The organism is Mangrovicoccus ximenensis, from assembly GCF_003056725.1.
Classification (GTDB): Bacteria; Pseudomonadota; Alphaproteobacteria; order Rhodobacterales; family Rhodobacteraceae; genus Mangrovicoccus; species Mangrovicoccus ximenensis.
On sequence record NZ_QBKZ01000016.1, the window covers coordinates 177,634 to 194,208 of the forward strand.

The following is a 16,575-nucleotide window of genomic DNA, read 5'->3' on the forward strand; positions in this document are numbered from 1 at the left end:
GGAGGCCGCCATGCACGCCGCCACGAAACTCCCCCTCGGCCTCGGTGCCATCCATTTCGTCGGGATCGGCGGAATCGGCATGTCCGGCATTGCCGAGGTTCTGCTCAATCACGGCTACACGATCCAGGGCTCGGACGCGAAGACCTCGAAGATCACCGACCGGCTCGTCTCGCTCGGCGCCAAGGTCTTCGAAGGCCAGCGCGCGGAAAATCTCGAGGGCGCCGAAGTGGTGGTGATCTCCTCCGCGATCAAGCCGGGCAATCCTGAGCTCGACGAGGCGCGCCGCCGCGGCATGCCGGTCGTGCGCCGCGCCGAGATGCTGGCCGAGCTGATGCGGCTGAAATCGAACGTCGCCGTCGCGGGCACCCACGGCAAGACCACGACCACCACCATGGTGGCGACGCTGCTCGATGCCGGCGGGATCGACCCGACGGTGATCAATGGCGGCATCATCCATGCCTATGGCTCGAACGCGCGCATGGGGCAGGGCGAATGGATGGTGGTCGAGGCCGACGAGTCCGACGGCACCTTCAACCGCCTGCCCGCGACCATCGCCATCGTGACGAATATCGATCCCGAGCACATGGAGCACTGGGGCACGGTCGAGAACCTGCGCAAGGGCTTCGACGATTTCGTCCACGGCATCCCGTTCTACGGCCTCGCGGTCTGCTGCACCGACCACCCGGAGGTGCAGGCGCTGGTCGGCCGCACCACCGACCGCCGCATCCTGACCTTCGGCTTCAACGCCCAGGCCGATGTCCGCGCCACCGGGCTGCGTTACGAGCGCGGCGTCGCGCATTTCGACGTGTCGCTGCCCGACGGCGAGGTGATCGAGGGCTGCACCCTGCCGATGCCGGGTGACCACAACGTGTCGAACGCGCTCTCGGCCATTGCGGTGGCGCGCTATCTCGGCATGCCGCTCGAGGACATCCGCGCCGCGTTGGCCAATTTCGGCGGCGTCAACCGCCGCTTCACCCGCGTGGGCGAGGCGAACGGCGTGACGATCATCGACGATTACGGCCACCACCCGGTGGAAATCGCCGCGGTGCTCAAGGCCGCCCGCCAGTCCGTGGAGCCGGGCGCCCGCGTCATCGCCGTCCACCAGCCGCACCGCTATTCGCGCCTCTCCTCGCTCTTCGACGATTTCTGCACCTGCTTCAACGAGGCCGATGTGGTGGGCATCGCCGAGGTCTATGGCGCGGGCGAGGCGCCTATCGAGGGCGCGACCCGCGAGGGCCTGGTCGCAGGGCTGATCCAGCACGGCCACCGCCACGCCCGCGCGGTGATGGACGAGGACGACCTGGAGCGCCTTGTCCGCGAACAGGCCCGCCCCGGCGACATGGTCGTCTGCCTTGGGGCAGGCACGATCTCGGCCTGGGCAAACCGTCTGGCCGAGCGGCTGAATGGATAAACTAAATTTGCTCGTTGTCTGCGGCGGAAAGAGAAACTGAAATAAAGTCCGGGCTTTGCCCGGACTTTTCTTTTAGGGATTTTTCCATTTCGACGGCGCTGTTGCACAAATCAACTGATGACCGCAGTTACCGAGAATTCCAGCGGCACCGGCTCCTCGGCACCGGCCAGGTCGACCTCCAGCACGCTCTCGCGGCGCTCGCGGATCGCGGCCGCGATGGCGCCGCCGACCTGGCTGCGGGCCGGTTCGGCGAAGAAGCCTTCCAGGGTCTGGCCGCGGAGCGCGCCGATCTTCTGGCCGATCGCATCGCAGAAGGACCGGCTGGCATCCTCGATCAACCCGTCGCGCGACACCACCACCAGCACATCGCTGATCGAGGCGAGCACCGAAGCCAGGAAATCCTGCAGCACCTGCAGCTCGTTGTTCCGCGCCTCGAGCTTCTCCTGGTACTCGATCAGCTCGGCATAGGTGCGGTCGACGGCGCTGAGCACGTCGGCCCAGACATGCTCGCCCAGATCACCCGCCTTGTCCGGCATCCCAGCCTCTCGCTCCATCCGGCTCCTCCGCGCCACAGCATAGGCAGCCCCGCAGGCCATGGAAAGCCCCGCGCGGTCAGCCGCGCCCGATCGCGCGGGCGATCCGGGAGATGCCCTCGGGAATGGCCGAGCGCGAGATCGAGGAATAGGCCAGCCGGTAGAAGTTCCGCGGCCGCGCCGCATCGTCGAAGAAGGCCGCGCCCGGCTCGATCAGCACGCCTTCGCCGCGCAGTTCCAGCGCCAGCGCCTCGGTATCGACATGCCCGGGCGCCTGCATCCAAAGGCTCGACCCGCCGAGCGCGTCGCGGCCCGCAACCGTCAGCCCGTGTTCGGCAATGGCCTGTTCCATGACGGCGCGGCGCTGCTGGAAGGCGGCGGACATGCGCCGGATCAGCGCGTCGTAATGGCCGAGCGACAGGAAATGCGCGACAGTGCGCTGGATATGGCCGGGCGGGTGGCGCAGCATCAGCGCCCTGAGTGCGCGGGCCTCGCGGATGAAGGGCTCGGAGCCGACCAGATAGCCGAGGCGCAGCCCCGGGAAGAGCGATTTCGAGAAAGAGCCGACATAGATCACCCGGCCCTCCTGATCGAGCGATTTCAGGGCCGGGGTCGGCGGCGTGAGGAAGGACATCTCGAATTCGTAGTCATCCTCGACCACCAGGAAATCCTCGGCCGAGGCGCGCTCCAGCAGGCGGCGCCGCCGCTCCATCGGCATGGTCGCGGCGGTCGGGCATTGATGCGAGGGCGTGGCGAAGACCACGTCGGCGCCCTTCGGCACCGCGTCGGGGATCAGTCCGCGGCCGTCGACCGGCACGGTCCGCACCTCGGCCCGGCTCTGCCCGAGGATGTCCCTGAGCTGCGGATAGCCCGGATCCTCGCGCACTGCGCGGCGGCCCGGCCCCAGGAGCACCCGGCTGGCAATCCACAGCGCGTTCTGCGCCCCCAGCGTCACCAGGATTTCCTCGGGGCGCGCGCGGATGCCCCGGCGCGGCAGCGAGTGGCGGGCGATGAACTCGACCAGCATGGCGTCGTCGCGGTCGTAGTAATCCTCGGTCAGCGCGTTGAAATCGCGCTGTCCCAGCGCCATCAGCGCGCATTGCCGCCAGTTGGCGTGATCGAAGAGCCGCTTGTCGGTCTGGCCGTAGATGAAGGGATAGGGATAGCTGCGCCAGTCCTCGGGCCGCGCCACCCGCGCCGCGCGGACATGGCTGCGGGCGATATGGGCGGACCAGTCGACCCGGTCCTCGCGCTGCGGCGCATCGCCGAAATCCGGCAGCCGCGGTGCGGTCTCGGAGACGAAATAGCCCGAGCGGCCGCGCGAGGCGAGATAGTCATTCGCCACCAGCTCGGTATAGGCGAGCGTCACGGTGATCCGGCTGACGCCGAGATGCTGCGCCAGGCGGCGGCTCGAGGGCAGCTTGGCCCCCACCGGGAAGCGCCCCGCCAGCACGCCCTCGGCCACGATGTGCTGGAGCTGCTTCTGGAGCGTGCCGTCGAAGGACGGGTCGAGGAAGAACAGATCCTCGGAGATCACCATGGACGCCCCCTGCACTGGACCTAGCAACAGCCGCTTTGATAGGTCCAAATGCCGGGACGGGCAAGGCCGCCTCTCTTCGCCCGGCTCGACGTTGAAGCCGCGCGTCCACAGGATTGTCCGCACCGCCTTGGCGTTCCAGCATTCCATCGCGCTCCCGAGCGCGGGATCGAAGCGGCCCTACCTGGCGAAATCCTTGCAGCCAGTCTCGGGCTGCTCGAAGGGCGGCGCGCGCTGGCGGAGTTCGACCGCGCCCTGCCGCGGATCGGTGCCGGTGCGCGCGGTGACCGGGCGCTGGTCGCGATCGCTCCGCCGTGGCCTGAACTCAACTGGGGAAAGGGGAATCACGCCCTAACCCAGACTTCTGCAACAACGCCGCATCAGTGCGGCCGGCTGCGAAAGATCCATCCGGCGACGGACGCGGCAACGGGGTCATCGGCTTGGCGGACCTTGTCTCCAGCCGCGACGTCGGCAGCCCATTCGGCGGGGAAGCACGCCCCGGGCGTTTCTCCTGCTCCTCCTCATTGCCCAAGTTTCCGGGCCAGAACACGGGAAACGGGCGGATAGGCACGGTCACTGACGGCGGGGCGTGTCCGACACGCGCAGGTGCCGTCCGGCACTCCCGGTCTGCCGACAGGCCTGTCCGGTGGCGCGCCAGGACGCATCCGGAATCCGGCGCTTGCCTGCGGTCTCCGGTCCGGGATGGGAACGCGGCCATTGGAGCACGCGGACACGCCGGCAGCCCCTGGCCCAGGGACGCCATTTGCGACGGTCCCTGCGGCTGCCAGAGCCACGCCCGGGCCAGGCGCGTCACACCTCCGCGCCGCGGCCCATGTCGGCGAGGAAGCCCTGCGCCCCGTCGAGCACGGCCCGGCGATGCGCCGCGTCCATCCGGTCCCAGGTCCGGTACATCTGCGCCATCCGGGGATTGGCCTCGAACCGGTCGCGGTGGCGGTCGAGAAAGGCCCAGTAGAGCAGGTTGAACGGGCAGGCGCGTGCGCCTGTCTTGTCCTTCACCCGGTAGTGGCATCCGCCGCAATAGTCCGACATACGGTCGATATAGCTGCCCGAGGAGACATAGGGCTTCGAAGCGATCACGCCGCCATCGGCGAACTGGCTCATGCCCACCGTGTTCGGCGCCTCGACCCATTCGAAGGCATCGACATAGACCGACAGGTACCATTCATGCACCTCGGCCGGATCTATCCCGGCGATCAGCGCGAAATTCCCGGTGATCATCAGCCGCTGGATATGGTGGGCATAGGCCTCGTCGCGGGTCTGGGCCACGGCATGGGACAGGCAGTTCATCCTGGTCGGCGCCCCCCAGTAGAGAGCCGGCAGCTTGCGCTGGTGGTTCAGCTTGTTCTGCCGCGCATAGTCCGAGCCGCCGCGGAAATAGATGCCGCGGACATATTCGCGCCAGCCGACGATCTGGCGGATGAAGCCCTCGGCGGCATTGATCGGAACATGGCCTTCGGCCCAGGCGGCCTCGGCGCGGCGGCAGACCTCCAGCGGGTCAAGCAGCCCGATATTCAGATAGGCCGAGACCAGCGAGTGGTAGAGGAAGCGGTTCCCCGAGAGCATCGCGTCCTGGTAGTCGCCGAACAGCGGCAGCGCCTCGGCGATGAAGCGGTCGAGCACCTGGCCTGCCTGCTCCGGATCGGTGGCATGGCCGAAGGGGCGGAGCGTGCCGAAATTGCCGCCGAAGCGGTCTTCGACCAGGTCCAGCACCCCGGCGACAGTGTCGTCCGGTTCGAACCACAGGGGCTTCGGCGCGAAGAGGTCGTCCTTGGCGGGCTTGCGGTTGTCGTGGTCGAAATTCCACTTGCCGCCGGCGGGCTGGCCGTCCTCCATCAGGAGGCCGGTCTTGCGCCGCATCTCGCGGTAGAAATACTCCATCCGGAGCGCCTTGCGCCCCTCGGTCCAGGCGTCGAATTCGGCATGGCTGGCGATGAAACGGTCATCTTCCAGCAGGGTGACGGCGAGCGGCAGCCCGCCGAGCGCCTCGATCAGCCGCCATTCGCCGGGTTCGGTCGCGATGACCTCGGAGGCGCCGGTTTCCGAGGCGCGGCGCAGGAGCTCGCCGGGGATCGAGCCGGCATTGCCGGGATCGTCGAGCCGGGTGTAGGCGACGCGCCAGCCATCGGCCTCGAGCCGGGCGGCGAATTTCCGCATCGCCGCGAGGATCAGGGCGATCTTCTTCGGGTGATGCGGCACATAGCCGGTTTCCGCGCCAACCTCGGCCATCACCACCAGGTCGCGCTCCCGGTCGGCAGCTTTCAGCGCGGCCATGTCCGGCGAGAGCTGGTCGCCGAGCACAAGGATCAGCTTCATGCGCAGGCCCCTTCGCCGGAGACTGCTGCCGAAGGGCCGGGGGCCGGGCGCGGGAGGAGGAAAGCGCCGCCCGGATATCTGTGCTCGTCTGCCGCCATCTGCCGCTCCTGTTGCCGCTCCTGTGCCGTTTTGCACTCCAGATAGCGCGGCGGCGGCGGGCGGCCATGGCCGGAGGCAAGGTCCCGGCGGCCGCTTCTGCGGCGGCCCTGCCGGGGTGGCCTGTCCTGCCCGGGGCCGGTGCAAGCGGCCTCCGGGCGGAGGCGTTCCGGGAAAATCGCCTGGAGGCATCGCGGCGCGCAACGCCGGAAGCGCCGGGCCATGACGGGAACACGGACTTCCAGCCCGTGCGCAGGCAGGTCGGCGAGCTGGCGGACGCAATGGCTGTGTACATGCCGGGACCGCTTTCCGCAGCAGGGGCAGCTTGCCGAAGCGGCGGCGGCGCGTGCGGAGATTTCGATGAGGCCGGCCCCGGCGGCGACTTTCCCGGCGACAAGGCCAGCTGGAAGCAGCGTTTCCATGTTCAATCGTGGCATCTCGCTTGTCCTCCTGAACTTGCGTCAGAAAGATAGGGAGCGCGCGTGCGCCACTTGCATCGAAAGCGAGCCAGAGCCGAAATTGGATCCGCGCAGAGAAAAGGCCCCCGCGATGCGGAGGCCTTCCCAGCGTTGGCGCGGCGCGCGCGGGTCACGCGCGGCGGCGCTCCGGCTCCTGTTCGGACAGGCGCTGCTCGATGCTTTCCAGCCGCTTGAGCACCTCGTCGCGGTAATCCGCCGTGGCCGCGTTCGATTCCTCGGCATGCGCTTCCTGCATCGAGTTGACGATCAGGCCGACGATCAGGTTCACCACCGCGAAGGTGGTCATCAGGATGAAGGGCACGAAGAACGCCCAGGCATAGGGATGGACCTCCATCACCGGCCGCACGATGCCCATCGACCAGCTTTCCAGCGTCATCACCTGGAACAGGGTATAGGCGGAGTCGAACAGCGTGCCGAACCACTCGGGGAAGGTGTCGCCGAAGAGCTGCGTCGCCATCACGGCGGCGATGTAGAAGATCAGCGCCATCAGCAGGAAGACCGAGGCCATGCCGGGCAGGGCGCTGACGAAGCCCTCGACCACCCGGCGCAGGGTCGGCGCGACCGACACGATGCGGAACAGCCGCAGGATGCGCATCGCCCTGAGCACCGACAGCCCCTGGGCCGAGGGGATCAGCGCGACGCCGACGATGACGAAATCGAACAGGTTCCAGCCCGAGCGGAAGAAGGCCGGGCCGCGCGCGAAGATCTTGGCGGCCAGCTCGATGACGAAGATCGCGAGGCAGATCTTGTCCAGCGCCACGATCAGCGTGCCCGCGGCCTCCATCGCCCGGTCCGAGGTCTCGAAGCCGAGCACGACGGCATTGAACAGGATCACTCCGGTGATGAAATTGCGGATGGCGGCCCTGTCGAGGAACGCGCCGAGGCGCTGGCGGACGGTCATGGGGTCTCCTGCACGGGAAAGTGGGAAAAGGGTCTGGCGCGGATGCCTTACTGGCGCGCCGGAGACCGCACAACTGCGCGAAATGGGCCGCTCGCCCGGGCAGGCCGCGCCGGGCCTTGGAAGACAGGGTGCCGGGCCGGGCGTCCGGGCTTCACGTCTGCGTGGGCGGCGGCGGCCTGCCTGTCCGGCAGGCGGAAACGCAAGAAGGCCCCCGCGATGCGGAGGCCTTCGGATCACTCGCCAGAGGCGCGGAGGATCACTCCTCTGCGGCTGCCTCTTCTTCTTCGTCATCGGAGCTGCCGCCGAGACCGGCCGGTGCCTGGATGTTCGCGATCACGAAGTCGCGGTCGATGGTCGGCTTGACGCCTTCCGGCAGCTGCGCGTCCGAGATGTGGATCGTGTCGCCGATCTTGCGGCCTGCAAGGTCGATGACGATCTTCTCGGGGATGTCGCCTGCGGTGACGACCAGCTCGACTTCCGGACGGACCTCGGTCAGGACGCCGCCGCGCTTCAGACCGGGGCATTCCTCGTGGTTGATGTACTCGACCGGGATGTAGAGGTTGATCTTCGACGCACGGCGCAGGCGCATGAAGTCGACATGGGTCGGAAGGTCCTTGACCACGTCGCGCTGCACGGAGCGGCAGATCACGCGGACGTCTTCCTGGCCTTCGATCTTCATGTTGAAGAGCGTTGCGAGGAAACGGCCCTGCTTCAGGCGCTTCAGCAGCACGTTGAACGGGATCTGGATCGCCTGCGGCTCTGCTTCGCCGCCATAGACAACGCCCGGCACCATGCCGTTGCGACGTGCCTCGCGAGCGGCCCCCTTGCCCGTCCCCGCGCGAACCTGGACTTCGAGATCAGGAATCTCACCAGCCATCGTAAATTCTCCTAGATAAGTGGGCCGCCTCCAAGGGTGTCGGCCCGGATGAAGCGCGCCCATAGCCGGCCGGGGCCGTTCGCGCAAGGAAAAAGCGTCGCCGTGCCGCAGCTCAGGCGGCTTGCGCGCGGGCCGGGGCGGGGCGGCTTCCGGCCCAGACGCAGCCCAGCTGGATCGCATTCGTCGGGGAATTGATCCCCCGGACCGCCAGATTTCACGCTTTGCAGTTGAGACGAACACATTGCGCTACAGACATGGCAGAACTGAAAGATTGCGGTGCCACGAAAGTCCGGAAAGTCCCGCACCACGGCCGCCCCATGTCTTCGGGTAAAGGTCCGCTTCTCCGCGTAGGCAACTCGGGGCGAAGGGCGAGACAGGGCTGTTTGCGACCGGCTGCAAACTGCGGGCATCCGGCCGCCCCGACGCGGGCCGCCCCTAGCCCGGCGTGAACCAGATCGGCGAGGTGTAGGCGCGGTCCCGCACCGTCATCGAAGTTCCTTCCGGCATCTCGATCCCGAAGAATTTCGCATCATAGGCCGTCCAGCGCGGCGACGGGATCTCGATCACCCGCGCGTAGTAGAAGGCCCGCGCAGCCGGGTCGAATTCCGGGTCCTGCCAATGGCCACCCAGCACCGCCGCGCCGATCGTGTTGGTCCAGGAAGCATCGGCAATGTCCACCGTGCTGCCGACATCTCCGGCGCAGTGCCCCGCCTCGATCTCCCGTCCGGCACAGGCGATGTCCCAGATTCTCTCCTGCGGGATGCCCTCCGCGTCGAGCCAGCCCTTCACGATCTGGATCCGGTCGAGATTGGCGCCGTCGGGATCGCGCAGCGCGCGCACCATGAAGGTCGGCGACGCGCCCTCGGGGCCCGCGAAGAGATCGCCACCCATCGGCACGCCCCGCGCATAGCCCTGCCGCGCGAAATCCGGGCGGCTGACCTCGTCCTCGGCGAAATCCCAGCCGCCGAAAACCTGCACCCGCAGACGGCTGCCGGTGGTCGCATAGACCTCGCGCCGCTTCATCGCGTCCCAGATCGCCTCGCGGGTGTTCTCGGTCGCCCAGACCGCCGCCAGCCCGGACGCGCCCAGGTCGATGTCGTAGATCGAGTATTCCGGCGAGACCTGGCTTTCGATCAGCACTCCGTCGCGGCGATGCGGCGAAGGCTCCACGATATAGGCCTTGCCGAACCAGTTCTCCTCGCGCGTCGAGGGGATCGCGTTATGCGCGTCGGTCGAGCCGATCATGCCGAACTTGAACGGGTTCGCGCCGATCCGCGCCTCCTCGGCGAGGCCGAGCTTCAGCGCCTCGCGGGCATACTCGGTCTTCAGCATCTCCGGCTGCTTCGGCTCCGATCCCGAGAGGTTCGAGGCATCGACAATCTCGAAATCGGCAAAAGCGTCGTCCGGGGACAGCAGCGGATGCGCCTCGCCGGTGCCCTTGGGCTGGGTCACCTCGACCAGCGGCTCGTACCGCGCCCTCGTCGCCGCATAATCGCCGTCGAAGGCGGTGCCGCCGAAGGTCTCCAGCATGAACATCATGCCGTTCGACAGGTTGCCGTTGTGCGGGATCGCGAGCGCCCGGCCGCCGGTGCGCGCCTCGTAGGATTCCATGTAGGCCCAGAGCGCTTCGGGGTCGTCGCTGTCATAGGTCGAGAACGGCAGCACCTGCCGCGTGCGCTCCGCCCCGTCGCGGAAGATGACGTTGCGGTGCAGGTTGTTGCCGCCCGGGCCGGAGGTCCATTCGAAGCCGATGAAGGTGGTGAAAACGCCGGGATCGTTGTAGCGCTCGGCATTGGCGATCACCGTCTCCCAGACCGAGGCGGCCATCTCGGGACTGCCGATCTGGTCCTCGCCTCGGCCATTGCCGTCGACCCATTCGATGAAGGCGTCATAGCCGTTTCCCTGCCGCATCATCTCGGCCCAGCGGCGGCCGGTCTCGCTCTGCAGCACCAGCGGATCGCCGCGCTGGAGATAGTCCGAGAGGCCGATATTCTCGGCATGATCCGCCACCACCACGAAATCGAGCGGCCGCAGCAGCTTGAAGGGCCCTGCGGCCTGGCTCTGGATCACCTCGCCGCGCGAGACCCGGTAGGCCTCGTCCGGCCCGAGCGTCGCGCCCGCCATGCCCGCATCCGCAGACCAGGAGGTGTGCAGGTGGGTGTCGCCGAAATAGACGTCCTGCGGATAGTGGTCATTCACATAGGGGGAATAAGGGCGCGGCGGGGAGGCATAGTCTTCCTCGGCGACTTCGAAATCCTGGGCAAATCCAGGGAGGGACAGGCAACAGCAGATCGCGGCAAGCACAGTGCGGCAACAGGTGGGCATCTCGGTCTCCTCCAGAAACTCCTCGTCTCCGACATACAGGAATTCCCGCCAGGATTGTACTGCCATGAGCCCTCCGCCGAAACTCCGCGGACCAGCGAGGTGCCGTTTCGAGTTCCGAGCTATGGCTGAAAATGGGTGATGGGGCCTGAAGCGCCGAGACCGCGCCGAACAGGTCGTTGCGGCCCAGCACCAGGTCGGCCCCGGCACCGCCGTCCGCCAGAAGCTCGGCCAGCACGCCGCCCTCGCCGAGGATCCGGCCTGTCAGCACCTGACCCAGATCGGCGGCGCGGCTCTCGAGCCCGCCCGACAGCATGCCGAGGATCTGGCCCGCAATGCCGCCGAAGGGATCGAAAATCGCGGTCGAGGGCAGCAGCCCCGAAATCTTCGCCGCGACGCCTTCGAGCAGGCCGGTGATGCCGGTCGCGTCGAGGATCGGGTTCAGCACCGGGTCGATGATCTTCGAGATCAGCCAGTCGGCCTTGCCCAGAACCCATTCAAAGGGCTTCAGCGCGTCGGCGACCTTTGCCAGCGGCGCGAAGAGCGGGTTCAGCGCCGCGATCGCCGAGCCGAGCTGGCCGGAGGCGCGCTCCAGCGCCGCGGAGACGCCCGCCAGCGGATCGGCAGCGGCGACGAGGTCCGACACCTGGTCCGCCAACCCGGCCAGCGCGTTCTGCGCGGTGCCCAGATCGTTGGCGTCGAACCCCTCGATTGCGCGGCCGATGCCGTCGAGCGTCGCGGCCTGGGCATCATCCAGCAGGTCGCGGTCGATCTCGAAGGCGGTGGCGGCCTCCCTCAGGCTGCCCAGCACCCCGCCGATATCCGCGGCGGTGTTGTCGAGCGGCAGCTCGACCGCGGCCAGCGCCTTGTGAACCGCCTCGATCCCGTCGGACACCTTGGCGAAGGTCTCGTCGGTATTGGCGGCCTGCTTGCGCAGCTCCTCGATGCCGTCCTCGACCCGGTCGATCACCTTGCCCAGAAGGCCGACGATCTTGCCGGCCGGGCCGAACTTCGACAGCACCTTCACGACGGCCTTCAGGTCCTCGACCTTGTCCTCGGCGTCGCGGATCTGGTTGTGGAAGTTGCCCGCGGCGTCCGAGGCGTCCTTGGCCTCTTCCAGCACGGCCTGCACGAGGCCGATCCCCCCGAGCGCGCGGCCGACATCCCCGGCGGTTCCGGCAAGCTGGTCGGCAAGGGCGGCGATTGCATTGGTCTGGGTCATTGTCCTGGCTCCGGTCTGGCGTTTCCTGCGATGTCCCGAAGCTACCGGGCAGGGTCCGCCCGGGTTATGGGGTCGACACCCCATATTGCCGCCCGGCCTGCGCCGCCGGTTTTGCCGCAAGCGGTGGCACGCTCGCGGAAACAGTATAAGTAACAACCAGTTGTCGGCGCCTCGATTGACACTTATTGCGGCATATGCAGCTATGGCCCGTCAGTGCGGGGAGAATTCGGAACGTGCGGAACATCTTGCTCGAAGCGCCTGGCAGAACGGCCGGGACCGCCCTTGAGATCGCGGTGGACGCGGTGGCGCGGGTCAATGCGGCCTCCGCCCAGAACGGCGTGTCGATCCTGCGCGGGATCACGCTGCGCAATGCCGGGCCGGTCCCGCTCGAAGGGCTGACCGTCACCGCGGATTGCCGCCCCGGCCTGATCCGCCCCAAGACCTGGACCGTCGACCGGCTGGCACCGGGCGCCTCGCTGGCGCTGCCGCAGCTCGACACCCCGCTCGATCCGGCGCTGCTCGGCGGGCTGAACGAGGCCGAGCTGGGCGAGCTTGCCGTCTCCGCCGCGAAGGGCGAGGACCAGCTTGCCCGCGCCACGGTCCAGGTCGAAATGCTGGCGCGCGACGAATGGGGCGGTCTCGGCGAGATGGCGCATCTGCTGGCGGCCCATGTCTCGCCGAACGATGCCGCAGTCGCCGCGGTGCTGAAGGAGGCCTCCGGCCTTCTCGAGGCCGCCGGGCATGACGGCGCGATCGACGGCTACCAGTCGAAGGACCCGGGCCGGGTCTGGATGCTGGCAGGCGCGATCTGGTCGGCTCTGACCGGACTGGGGCTGAGCTATGCCGTGCCCCCGGCCTCCTTCGAGACCCGCGGCCAGAAGATCCGCGATCCGGGGCGCATCCGGGCCGAGGGGCTGGCGACCTGCCTCGACAGCGCGCTGTTCCTCGCCGCCTGCTACGAAGCGGCCGGGCTGAATCCGGCGGTGCTCTTCTCCGAGGACCATGCCTGGACCGGGCTCTGGCTGGCCGAGCGCGATTTCGGCGCGGTGACCGAGCCCGACGTGGTGGCGGTGCGCAAGGCTGCCGATGCCCGCGACTTCGTCATGCTGGAAACCGTGCTGCTGACCAAGCGTCCCTCGATCGGCTTCGAGCAGGCCGCCAGCGCCGGGCGCGAGCTGACCGCCGAGCATAACGAGCACGCCTTCCGCATGGCGGTCGACATCCGCCGCGCCCGCGCCGCCCGGATCCGGCCGCTGGCCGCGCGCCAGCGCGACGCGCTGCTGCTGGCCGCCCGACAGCGCGGCGGGGCGGCGTCCGGCCAATTGTTCGAGCCCGGTCAGCGCCAGCATTTCCCCGACCCGGGCGGCGATCCGCGCCCGGCTCCATTTGCGGACCCGCAGCGGAAAGGCGATGTTTTCCGCGACGCTGAGATGCGGGAAGAGCGCGTAGCCCTGGAAGACGAAGCCGAAATCCCGGTCCTCGGGATCGCGGGCGGTGATGTCCTCGCCCTCCATCAGGATGCGGCCCGAGCTCGGCGCGGTGAAGCCCGCGACCGACATCAGCAGGGTCGTCTTGCCCGAGCCCGAAGGCCCGAGCAGCGTGACGAACTCGCCCTCGGCCACCTCGAGCGAGACCCGGTCCAGCGCCCGGATCCCGCCATAGGTCTTGGCGAGCGTGTCGACGGTGAGAAGCGTCATCTCACAGCGCGTCCCGCGCCAGCGGCGAGGTCGAGCAGTGGATGCCGCCGCCGCCGAGCTCGACGGCCTCGTAGTCGATGGCCACGACCTCGATCCCGGCCTTGTCCAGCAGCTCGGCCAGCCGCGGCGTGCGGGTGTCGTGCATGATCACCCGGCCGGGCTTCACCGCGAGGCAGTTCAGCGAGAAGGCATTGTCCTCGGGCGGCAGCTCGATCAGGCGCATGCCGCGCTTCTTGAGGTAGTCGAGGAAGAAATAGGGCAGCTCGTTGATGTTGACGATGGCGGTCTCGCGGTCGACCATCATGAAGCTGCCGTCGATATGGATGCGGTAGCCGGGCATCGGCAGCTTGATCAGATCGATGCCGAGGCCGTTCAGGATGCTCTCGACCTGGCGCACGCCTTCCTCGTTGCAGGCGACCGTGACGCCGCAGACGGCGGTCTTGTCGTCGATCAGCGCGAAGCCGCCGCCCTCGAACACGCCTTCGCCATGCACGGTGCCGAGGATCGGGCAGCCCGCCGCCGCGAGCGCGCGGGTGACGGCCAGTTCCTCGCCGCGGCGCACCTGGCGCGCCAGCCGGGTCACGATGGCGCCGCCGCGCACCGAGATGACGCTGTCGCGGGTGAAGATCTGCTTCATCGCGCCGGGCGCGGCCTTGTCGACCAGAACCACGTCGACGCCCTCGGCGCGCAGGGTCGCGGCCAGCGTGTCATGCGCGGCCTGCATCGCGGCAAGGTCGGGCAGGGTCTTGCCCATCCAGTACCAGCCCTTCTCGGGATCGCCGAAACCGCCGATCTCGGGCATCGGCTTGTCCTCGACCACGCCCAGCTCCTCGCCGGGGCGGTGCATCAACACGGTGCGCAGCTGGCCGATGTCGGAGGTGCAGCCCCAGGGCTGGCCCCAGACGCGGGACTGTTCGGCGGGATCGTCGAAGCCCGGGCTCGGGACCGAGCCGAAAGTCTGGAAGAACTTGGCTTCCTTGTATTCGTGCTCGCTCATCGCGGGGGTGTGGGCGGTCACCTTGGCGGGCTTGTTCATCGGGAGGGTCCTTTGGTTGGGAACGGAGAGGAATGGGAGAGGGATCAGCGCTGCGCGCCGGGCGGGCGGCTGCGGTCGCGGAAGGCCATGCGCAGCGCGAGGCCGAGCACCGTTGCCAGCAGCATCAGCGTGGCGATGGCGGCGATGGCGGGATCGACATTGTCGTTGATCGAGGTCCAGATCCGCCGCGGCAGCGTCACCACGCTGCGCGAGGTGATGAAGAGCGTCACGGTGATCTCGTCCCAGCTGACGATGAAGGACAGCAGGGCCGAGGCCGCGAGGCCGGGCTTGAGGTTCGGCAGGATCACCCGCAGCACGACGGTGCCGGGCCGCGCGCCGAGCGACCGGGCGGCGCGCACCAGCGCCGGGTCGAGATTGCCGAGCGACCCGCCGATCGCCAGCACCGCCAGCGGCATCGCCAGGATGACATGGACGATGACGGTTCCCGCCCAGGTGTCGAGCAGCGACAGCGACGACCAGAGCCGCACCATCCCCACCGCATAGATGATCGGCGGCACGATCAGCGGCGACAGCAGGATCACCCGCAGCAGCGAGGGCCAGCGTCCGGCATGCAGCCAGGCGCCGATCGAGAAGGCCGCCGCGGCGGCGGTGCAGAGCAGGCTCGAGACCAGCCCGATCGCCAGGCTCGCGCCGATCGAGGCCAGCCAGCCGTCGCGGGGATCGGCCAGCGACGCGAAATGCTGCATCGACAGCGCGTCGGCGGGCATCGACAGGTAGCTGCGGTCGGTGAAGGCCACCGGCACCACCACGAGCATCGGCACGAAGAGGAAGGCGAGCAGGCTCCAGGCGAGGAGGCCGGGCAGCCAGGTCTCGGCCAGTTTCACGAGCGGCGGCGCCCCGGGGCGCCGCGCTTCGGCCGTCAGGAACACTCGCCTCATCTCTCCTCCTCAGAAGGCGTCGCATTGGGACTCGGGGGCATCGAGCCCCAGAGTGTCGAGCGGGGAGCTCTGGTGCAGGAAGCCCTCCTGCGGCGAAACGCTGGCCGTGATCCGCCCGTCGAAGAGCAGGATCGGCTGGCGGAGCTGGCCGTTCCAGCTGCGGAAGGTGACCTTCTGCCCCTTGAAGGCCGCAAGTTCGAACGCATCCGACAGGATGTAGCCGCGCATCTCGCCGGCATCGGCGCTGCCGGTGCGGGTGACCGCCTCGCCGAGCACGCGCAGCGCCAGCCAGGTGTCGTAATCCTCCTCGCGGACATAGCGCCCGGTCAGCGCCTCGAAGCGGCGCTGGAACTGCGTCGCGCCCCAGGCCTCGTGCGCGGCATGGAAGGTCACCGGGCGCAGCCCGGCCGAGCCCAGCACCGGACGCGGGTCCCAAAGGTGGAACGGCAGATAGGGCGCGAAGACATCCGAGGCATCGGCGGCGATCACCGCGTCATGGCGCTTCGCCCCTTCGGTGAAGACCGGCAGCTGGCGCTGCACCAGCACATGGCCCGTGTCCGTGCGCCGCGCGCCGCCCGTGTCCTCGAATTCCCGCTCCTCGACGATGCGGGCACCGAAGCGCGCGGCGGCCCGGCGATAGGCATCGGCCAGCTCGCGGTCCGCCGGGTTCGAGCCGCGGATCATGTAGAGGCTGGTCCATTTCTTCCAGGCGGCGAACTGCACGACCGCGTCGGCAAGCATCGCGGCCGAGGGCGTGACATGCAGGACGTTTGCCCGGCAATCCTGGCTCCGCAGCCCCGTGCCGCGCGCCCGCGCATTGAGGATCAGCACCCCCGGCCCCGCCCGGTCGGCGAGCCGCAGAAGGTCGGCCCCGTCGGCCAGCACGACGACCGACTCGATGCCCTCGGCCAGGAGGCGGTCGAGCGCGGCCTCCGCCTCCGAGGGCGGCGCCGACACGGTTTCCAGCGCATAGTTGTGGCCGAGGAACGCACCCGTGGTGGCGTTGTCCTCCATTGCCAGCTCGGCCCCGGCAAAGCCGAGATCCCCGGGCATCTCGTCGAAACGCGAAATCGGCGCCTGCGAAGGATAGTCGACGCGCAGCACGGCCGCGCGCAAATCGGCAGCTGCCGCAGGTAGCGGCATGGCCAGCATCGCCGCAAAAAGCGGTGCAAGCAGTTTCAAGTTGTCCTCCCTTCCCGGAAGCCCGGGATCCCTTGGCATGCAGACTGCG

The 16,575-nt window shown here is 68.5% G+C and carries 13 protein-coding genes; 1 reads left to right on the forward strand and 12 read right to left on the reverse strand.

Translation table 11 applies throughout. The annotated features are described in order from the left end of the window. The first annotated feature begins 10 nt into the window (after positions 1-10). The gene (gene murC / locus C7T91_RS21115; protein ID WP_108261668.1) at positions 11-1,411 is read left to right on the forward strand and encodes a UDP-N-acetylmuramate--L-alanine ligase; all 1,401 of its coding nucleotides are present in this window, start codon (positions 11-13) and stop codon (positions 1,409-1,411) included. 110 nt (positions 1,412-1,521) lie between these two features. On the opposite strand, the gene C7T91_RS21120 is transcribed toward murC, so the two are convergent. The 12 genes from C7T91_RS21120 to C7T91_RS21165 form a co-directional block, all read right to left on the reverse strand. Beyond that, positions 1,522-1,965 (reverse strand): PAS domain-containing protein, encoded by a 444-nt coding sequence (locus tag C7T91_RS21120; protein ID WP_108260980.1) that lies wholly within the window; start codon positions 1,963-1,965, stop codon positions 1,522-1,524. A gap of 58 nt (positions 1,966-2,023) precedes the next feature. Further along, positions 2,024-3,484: a MocR-like pyridoxine biosynthesis transcription factor PdxR gene (gene pdxR / locus C7T91_RS21125; RefSeq protein ID WP_108260981.1), complete on the reverse strand. Its 1,461-nt coding sequence runs from the start codon at positions 3,482-3,484 to the stop codon at positions 2,024-2,026. Positions 3,485-4,291: 807 nt separating this feature from the next. After that, positions 4,292-5,815 (reverse strand): cryptochrome/photolyase family protein, encoded by a 1,524-nt coding sequence (locus tag C7T91_RS21130; RefSeq protein WP_108260982.1) that lies wholly within the window; start codon positions 5,813-5,815, stop codon positions 4,292-4,294. Further along, positions 5,812-6,348: a transposase family protein gene (locus C7T91_RS39785; RefSeq protein ID WP_407943322.1), complete on the reverse strand. Its 537-nt coding sequence runs from the start codon at positions 6,346-6,348 to the stop codon at positions 5,812-5,814. The genes C7T91_RS21130 and C7T91_RS39785 overlap by 4 nt, the downstream gene beginning before the upstream one ends. A gap of 151 nt (positions 6,349-6,499) precedes the next feature. After that, positions 6,500-7,291 (reverse strand): ion transporter, encoded by a 792-nt coding sequence (locus C7T91_RS21135; protein WP_108260983.1) that lies wholly within the window; start codon positions 7,289-7,291, stop codon positions 6,500-6,502. A 256-nt stretch (positions 7,292-7,547) separates the two neighbouring features. Further along, positions 7,548-8,168, reverse strand: a complete 621-nt coding sequence (locus C7T91_RS21140; RefSeq protein WP_108260984.1) for a 50S ribosomal protein L25/general stress protein Ctc — start codon at positions 8,166-8,168, stop codon at positions 7,548-7,550. A gap of 435 nt (positions 8,169-8,603) precedes the next feature. Then, a complete protein-coding gene (locus tag C7T91_RS21145; protein ID WP_269102425.1) occupies positions 8,604-10,472 on the reverse strand; it encodes a DUF3604 domain-containing protein in 1,869 nt (622 codons plus the stop codon). Further along, on the reverse strand, positions 10,360-11,712 hold the full coding sequence (locus C7T91_RS36480; RefSeq protein ID WP_236638392.1) for a hypothetical protein: 1,353 nt from the start codon (positions 11,710-11,712) through the stop codon (positions 10,360-10,362). The genes C7T91_RS21145 and C7T91_RS36480 overlap by 113 nt, the downstream gene beginning before the upstream one ends. A gap of 200 nt (positions 11,713-11,912) precedes the next feature. Continuing rightward, complete coding sequence (locus tag C7T91_RS21150) at positions 11,913-13,409, reverse strand: ABC transporter ATP-binding protein (RefSeq protein ID WP_108260986.1); 1,497 nt, start codon at positions 13,407-13,409, stop codon at positions 11,913-11,915. A gap of 1 nt (position 13,410) precedes the next feature. After that, entirely contained in the window at positions 13,411-14,445 is a 1,035-nt protein-coding gene (locus C7T91_RS21155; protein ID WP_108260987.1) for a dimethylarginine dimethylaminohydrolase family protein, read from the reverse strand. A gap of 44 nt (positions 14,446-14,489) precedes the next feature. Continuing rightward, on the reverse strand, positions 14,490-15,344 hold the full coding sequence (locus tag C7T91_RS21160; RefSeq protein ID WP_108260988.1) for an ABC transporter permease: 855 nt from the start codon (positions 15,342-15,344) through the stop codon (positions 14,490-14,492). Between the two features lie 9 nt (positions 15,345-15,353). Next, entirely contained in the window at positions 15,354-16,526 is a 1,173-nt protein-coding gene (locus tag C7T91_RS21165; RefSeq protein WP_407943323.1) for an ABC transporter substrate-binding protein, read from the reverse strand. Positions 16,527-16,575: the final 49 nt, after the last annotated feature.

Excerpts from the sequence above, each read along its gene's own strand:
- C7T91_RS21135 (WP_108260983.1), bottom strand. The coding sequence starts at position 7,291 with ATGACCGTCCGCCAGCGCCTCGGCGCGTTCCTCGACAGGGCCGCCATC.
- C7T91_RS21120 (WP_108260980.1), bottom strand. The coding sequence starts at position 1,965 with ATGGAGCGAGAGGCTGGGATGCCGGACAAGGCGGGTGATCTGGGCGAG.
- C7T91_RS21150 (WP_108260986.1), bottom strand. The coding sequence starts at position 13,409 with ATGACGCTTCTCACCGTCGACACGCTCGCCAAGACCTATGGCGGGATC.
- pdxR (WP_108260981.1), bottom strand. The coding sequence starts at position 3,484 with ATGGTGATCTCCGAGGATCTGTTCTTCCTCGACCCGTCCTTCGACGGC.
- C7T91_RS21155 (WP_108260987.1), bottom strand. The coding sequence starts at position 14,445 with ATGAACAAGCCCGCCAAGGTGACCGCCCACACCCCCGCGATGAGCGAG.
- C7T91_RS21140 (WP_108260984.1), bottom strand. The coding sequence starts at position 8,168 with ATGGCTGGTGAGATTCCTGATCTCGAAGTCCAGGTTCGCGCGGGGACG.
- C7T91_RS39785 (WP_407943322.1), bottom strand. The coding sequence starts at position 6,348 with ATGCCACGATTGAACATGGAAACGCTGCTTCCAGCTGGCCTTGTCGCC.
- C7T91_RS36480 (WP_236638392.1), bottom strand. The coding sequence starts at position 11,712 with ATGACCCAGACCAATGCAATCGCCGCCCTTGCCGACCAGCTTGCCGGA.
- C7T91_RS21130 (WP_108260982.1), bottom strand. The coding sequence starts at position 5,815 with ATGAAGCTGATCCTTGTGCTCGGCGACCAGCTCTCGCCGGACATGGCC.
- murC (WP_108261668.1), top strand. The coding sequence starts at position 11 with ATGCACGCCGCCACGAAACTCCCCCTCGGCCTCGGTGCCATCCATTTC.
- C7T91_RS21160 (WP_108260988.1), bottom strand. The coding sequence starts at position 15,344 with ATGAGGCGAGTGTTCCTGACGGCCGAAGCGCGGCGCCCCGGGGCGCCG.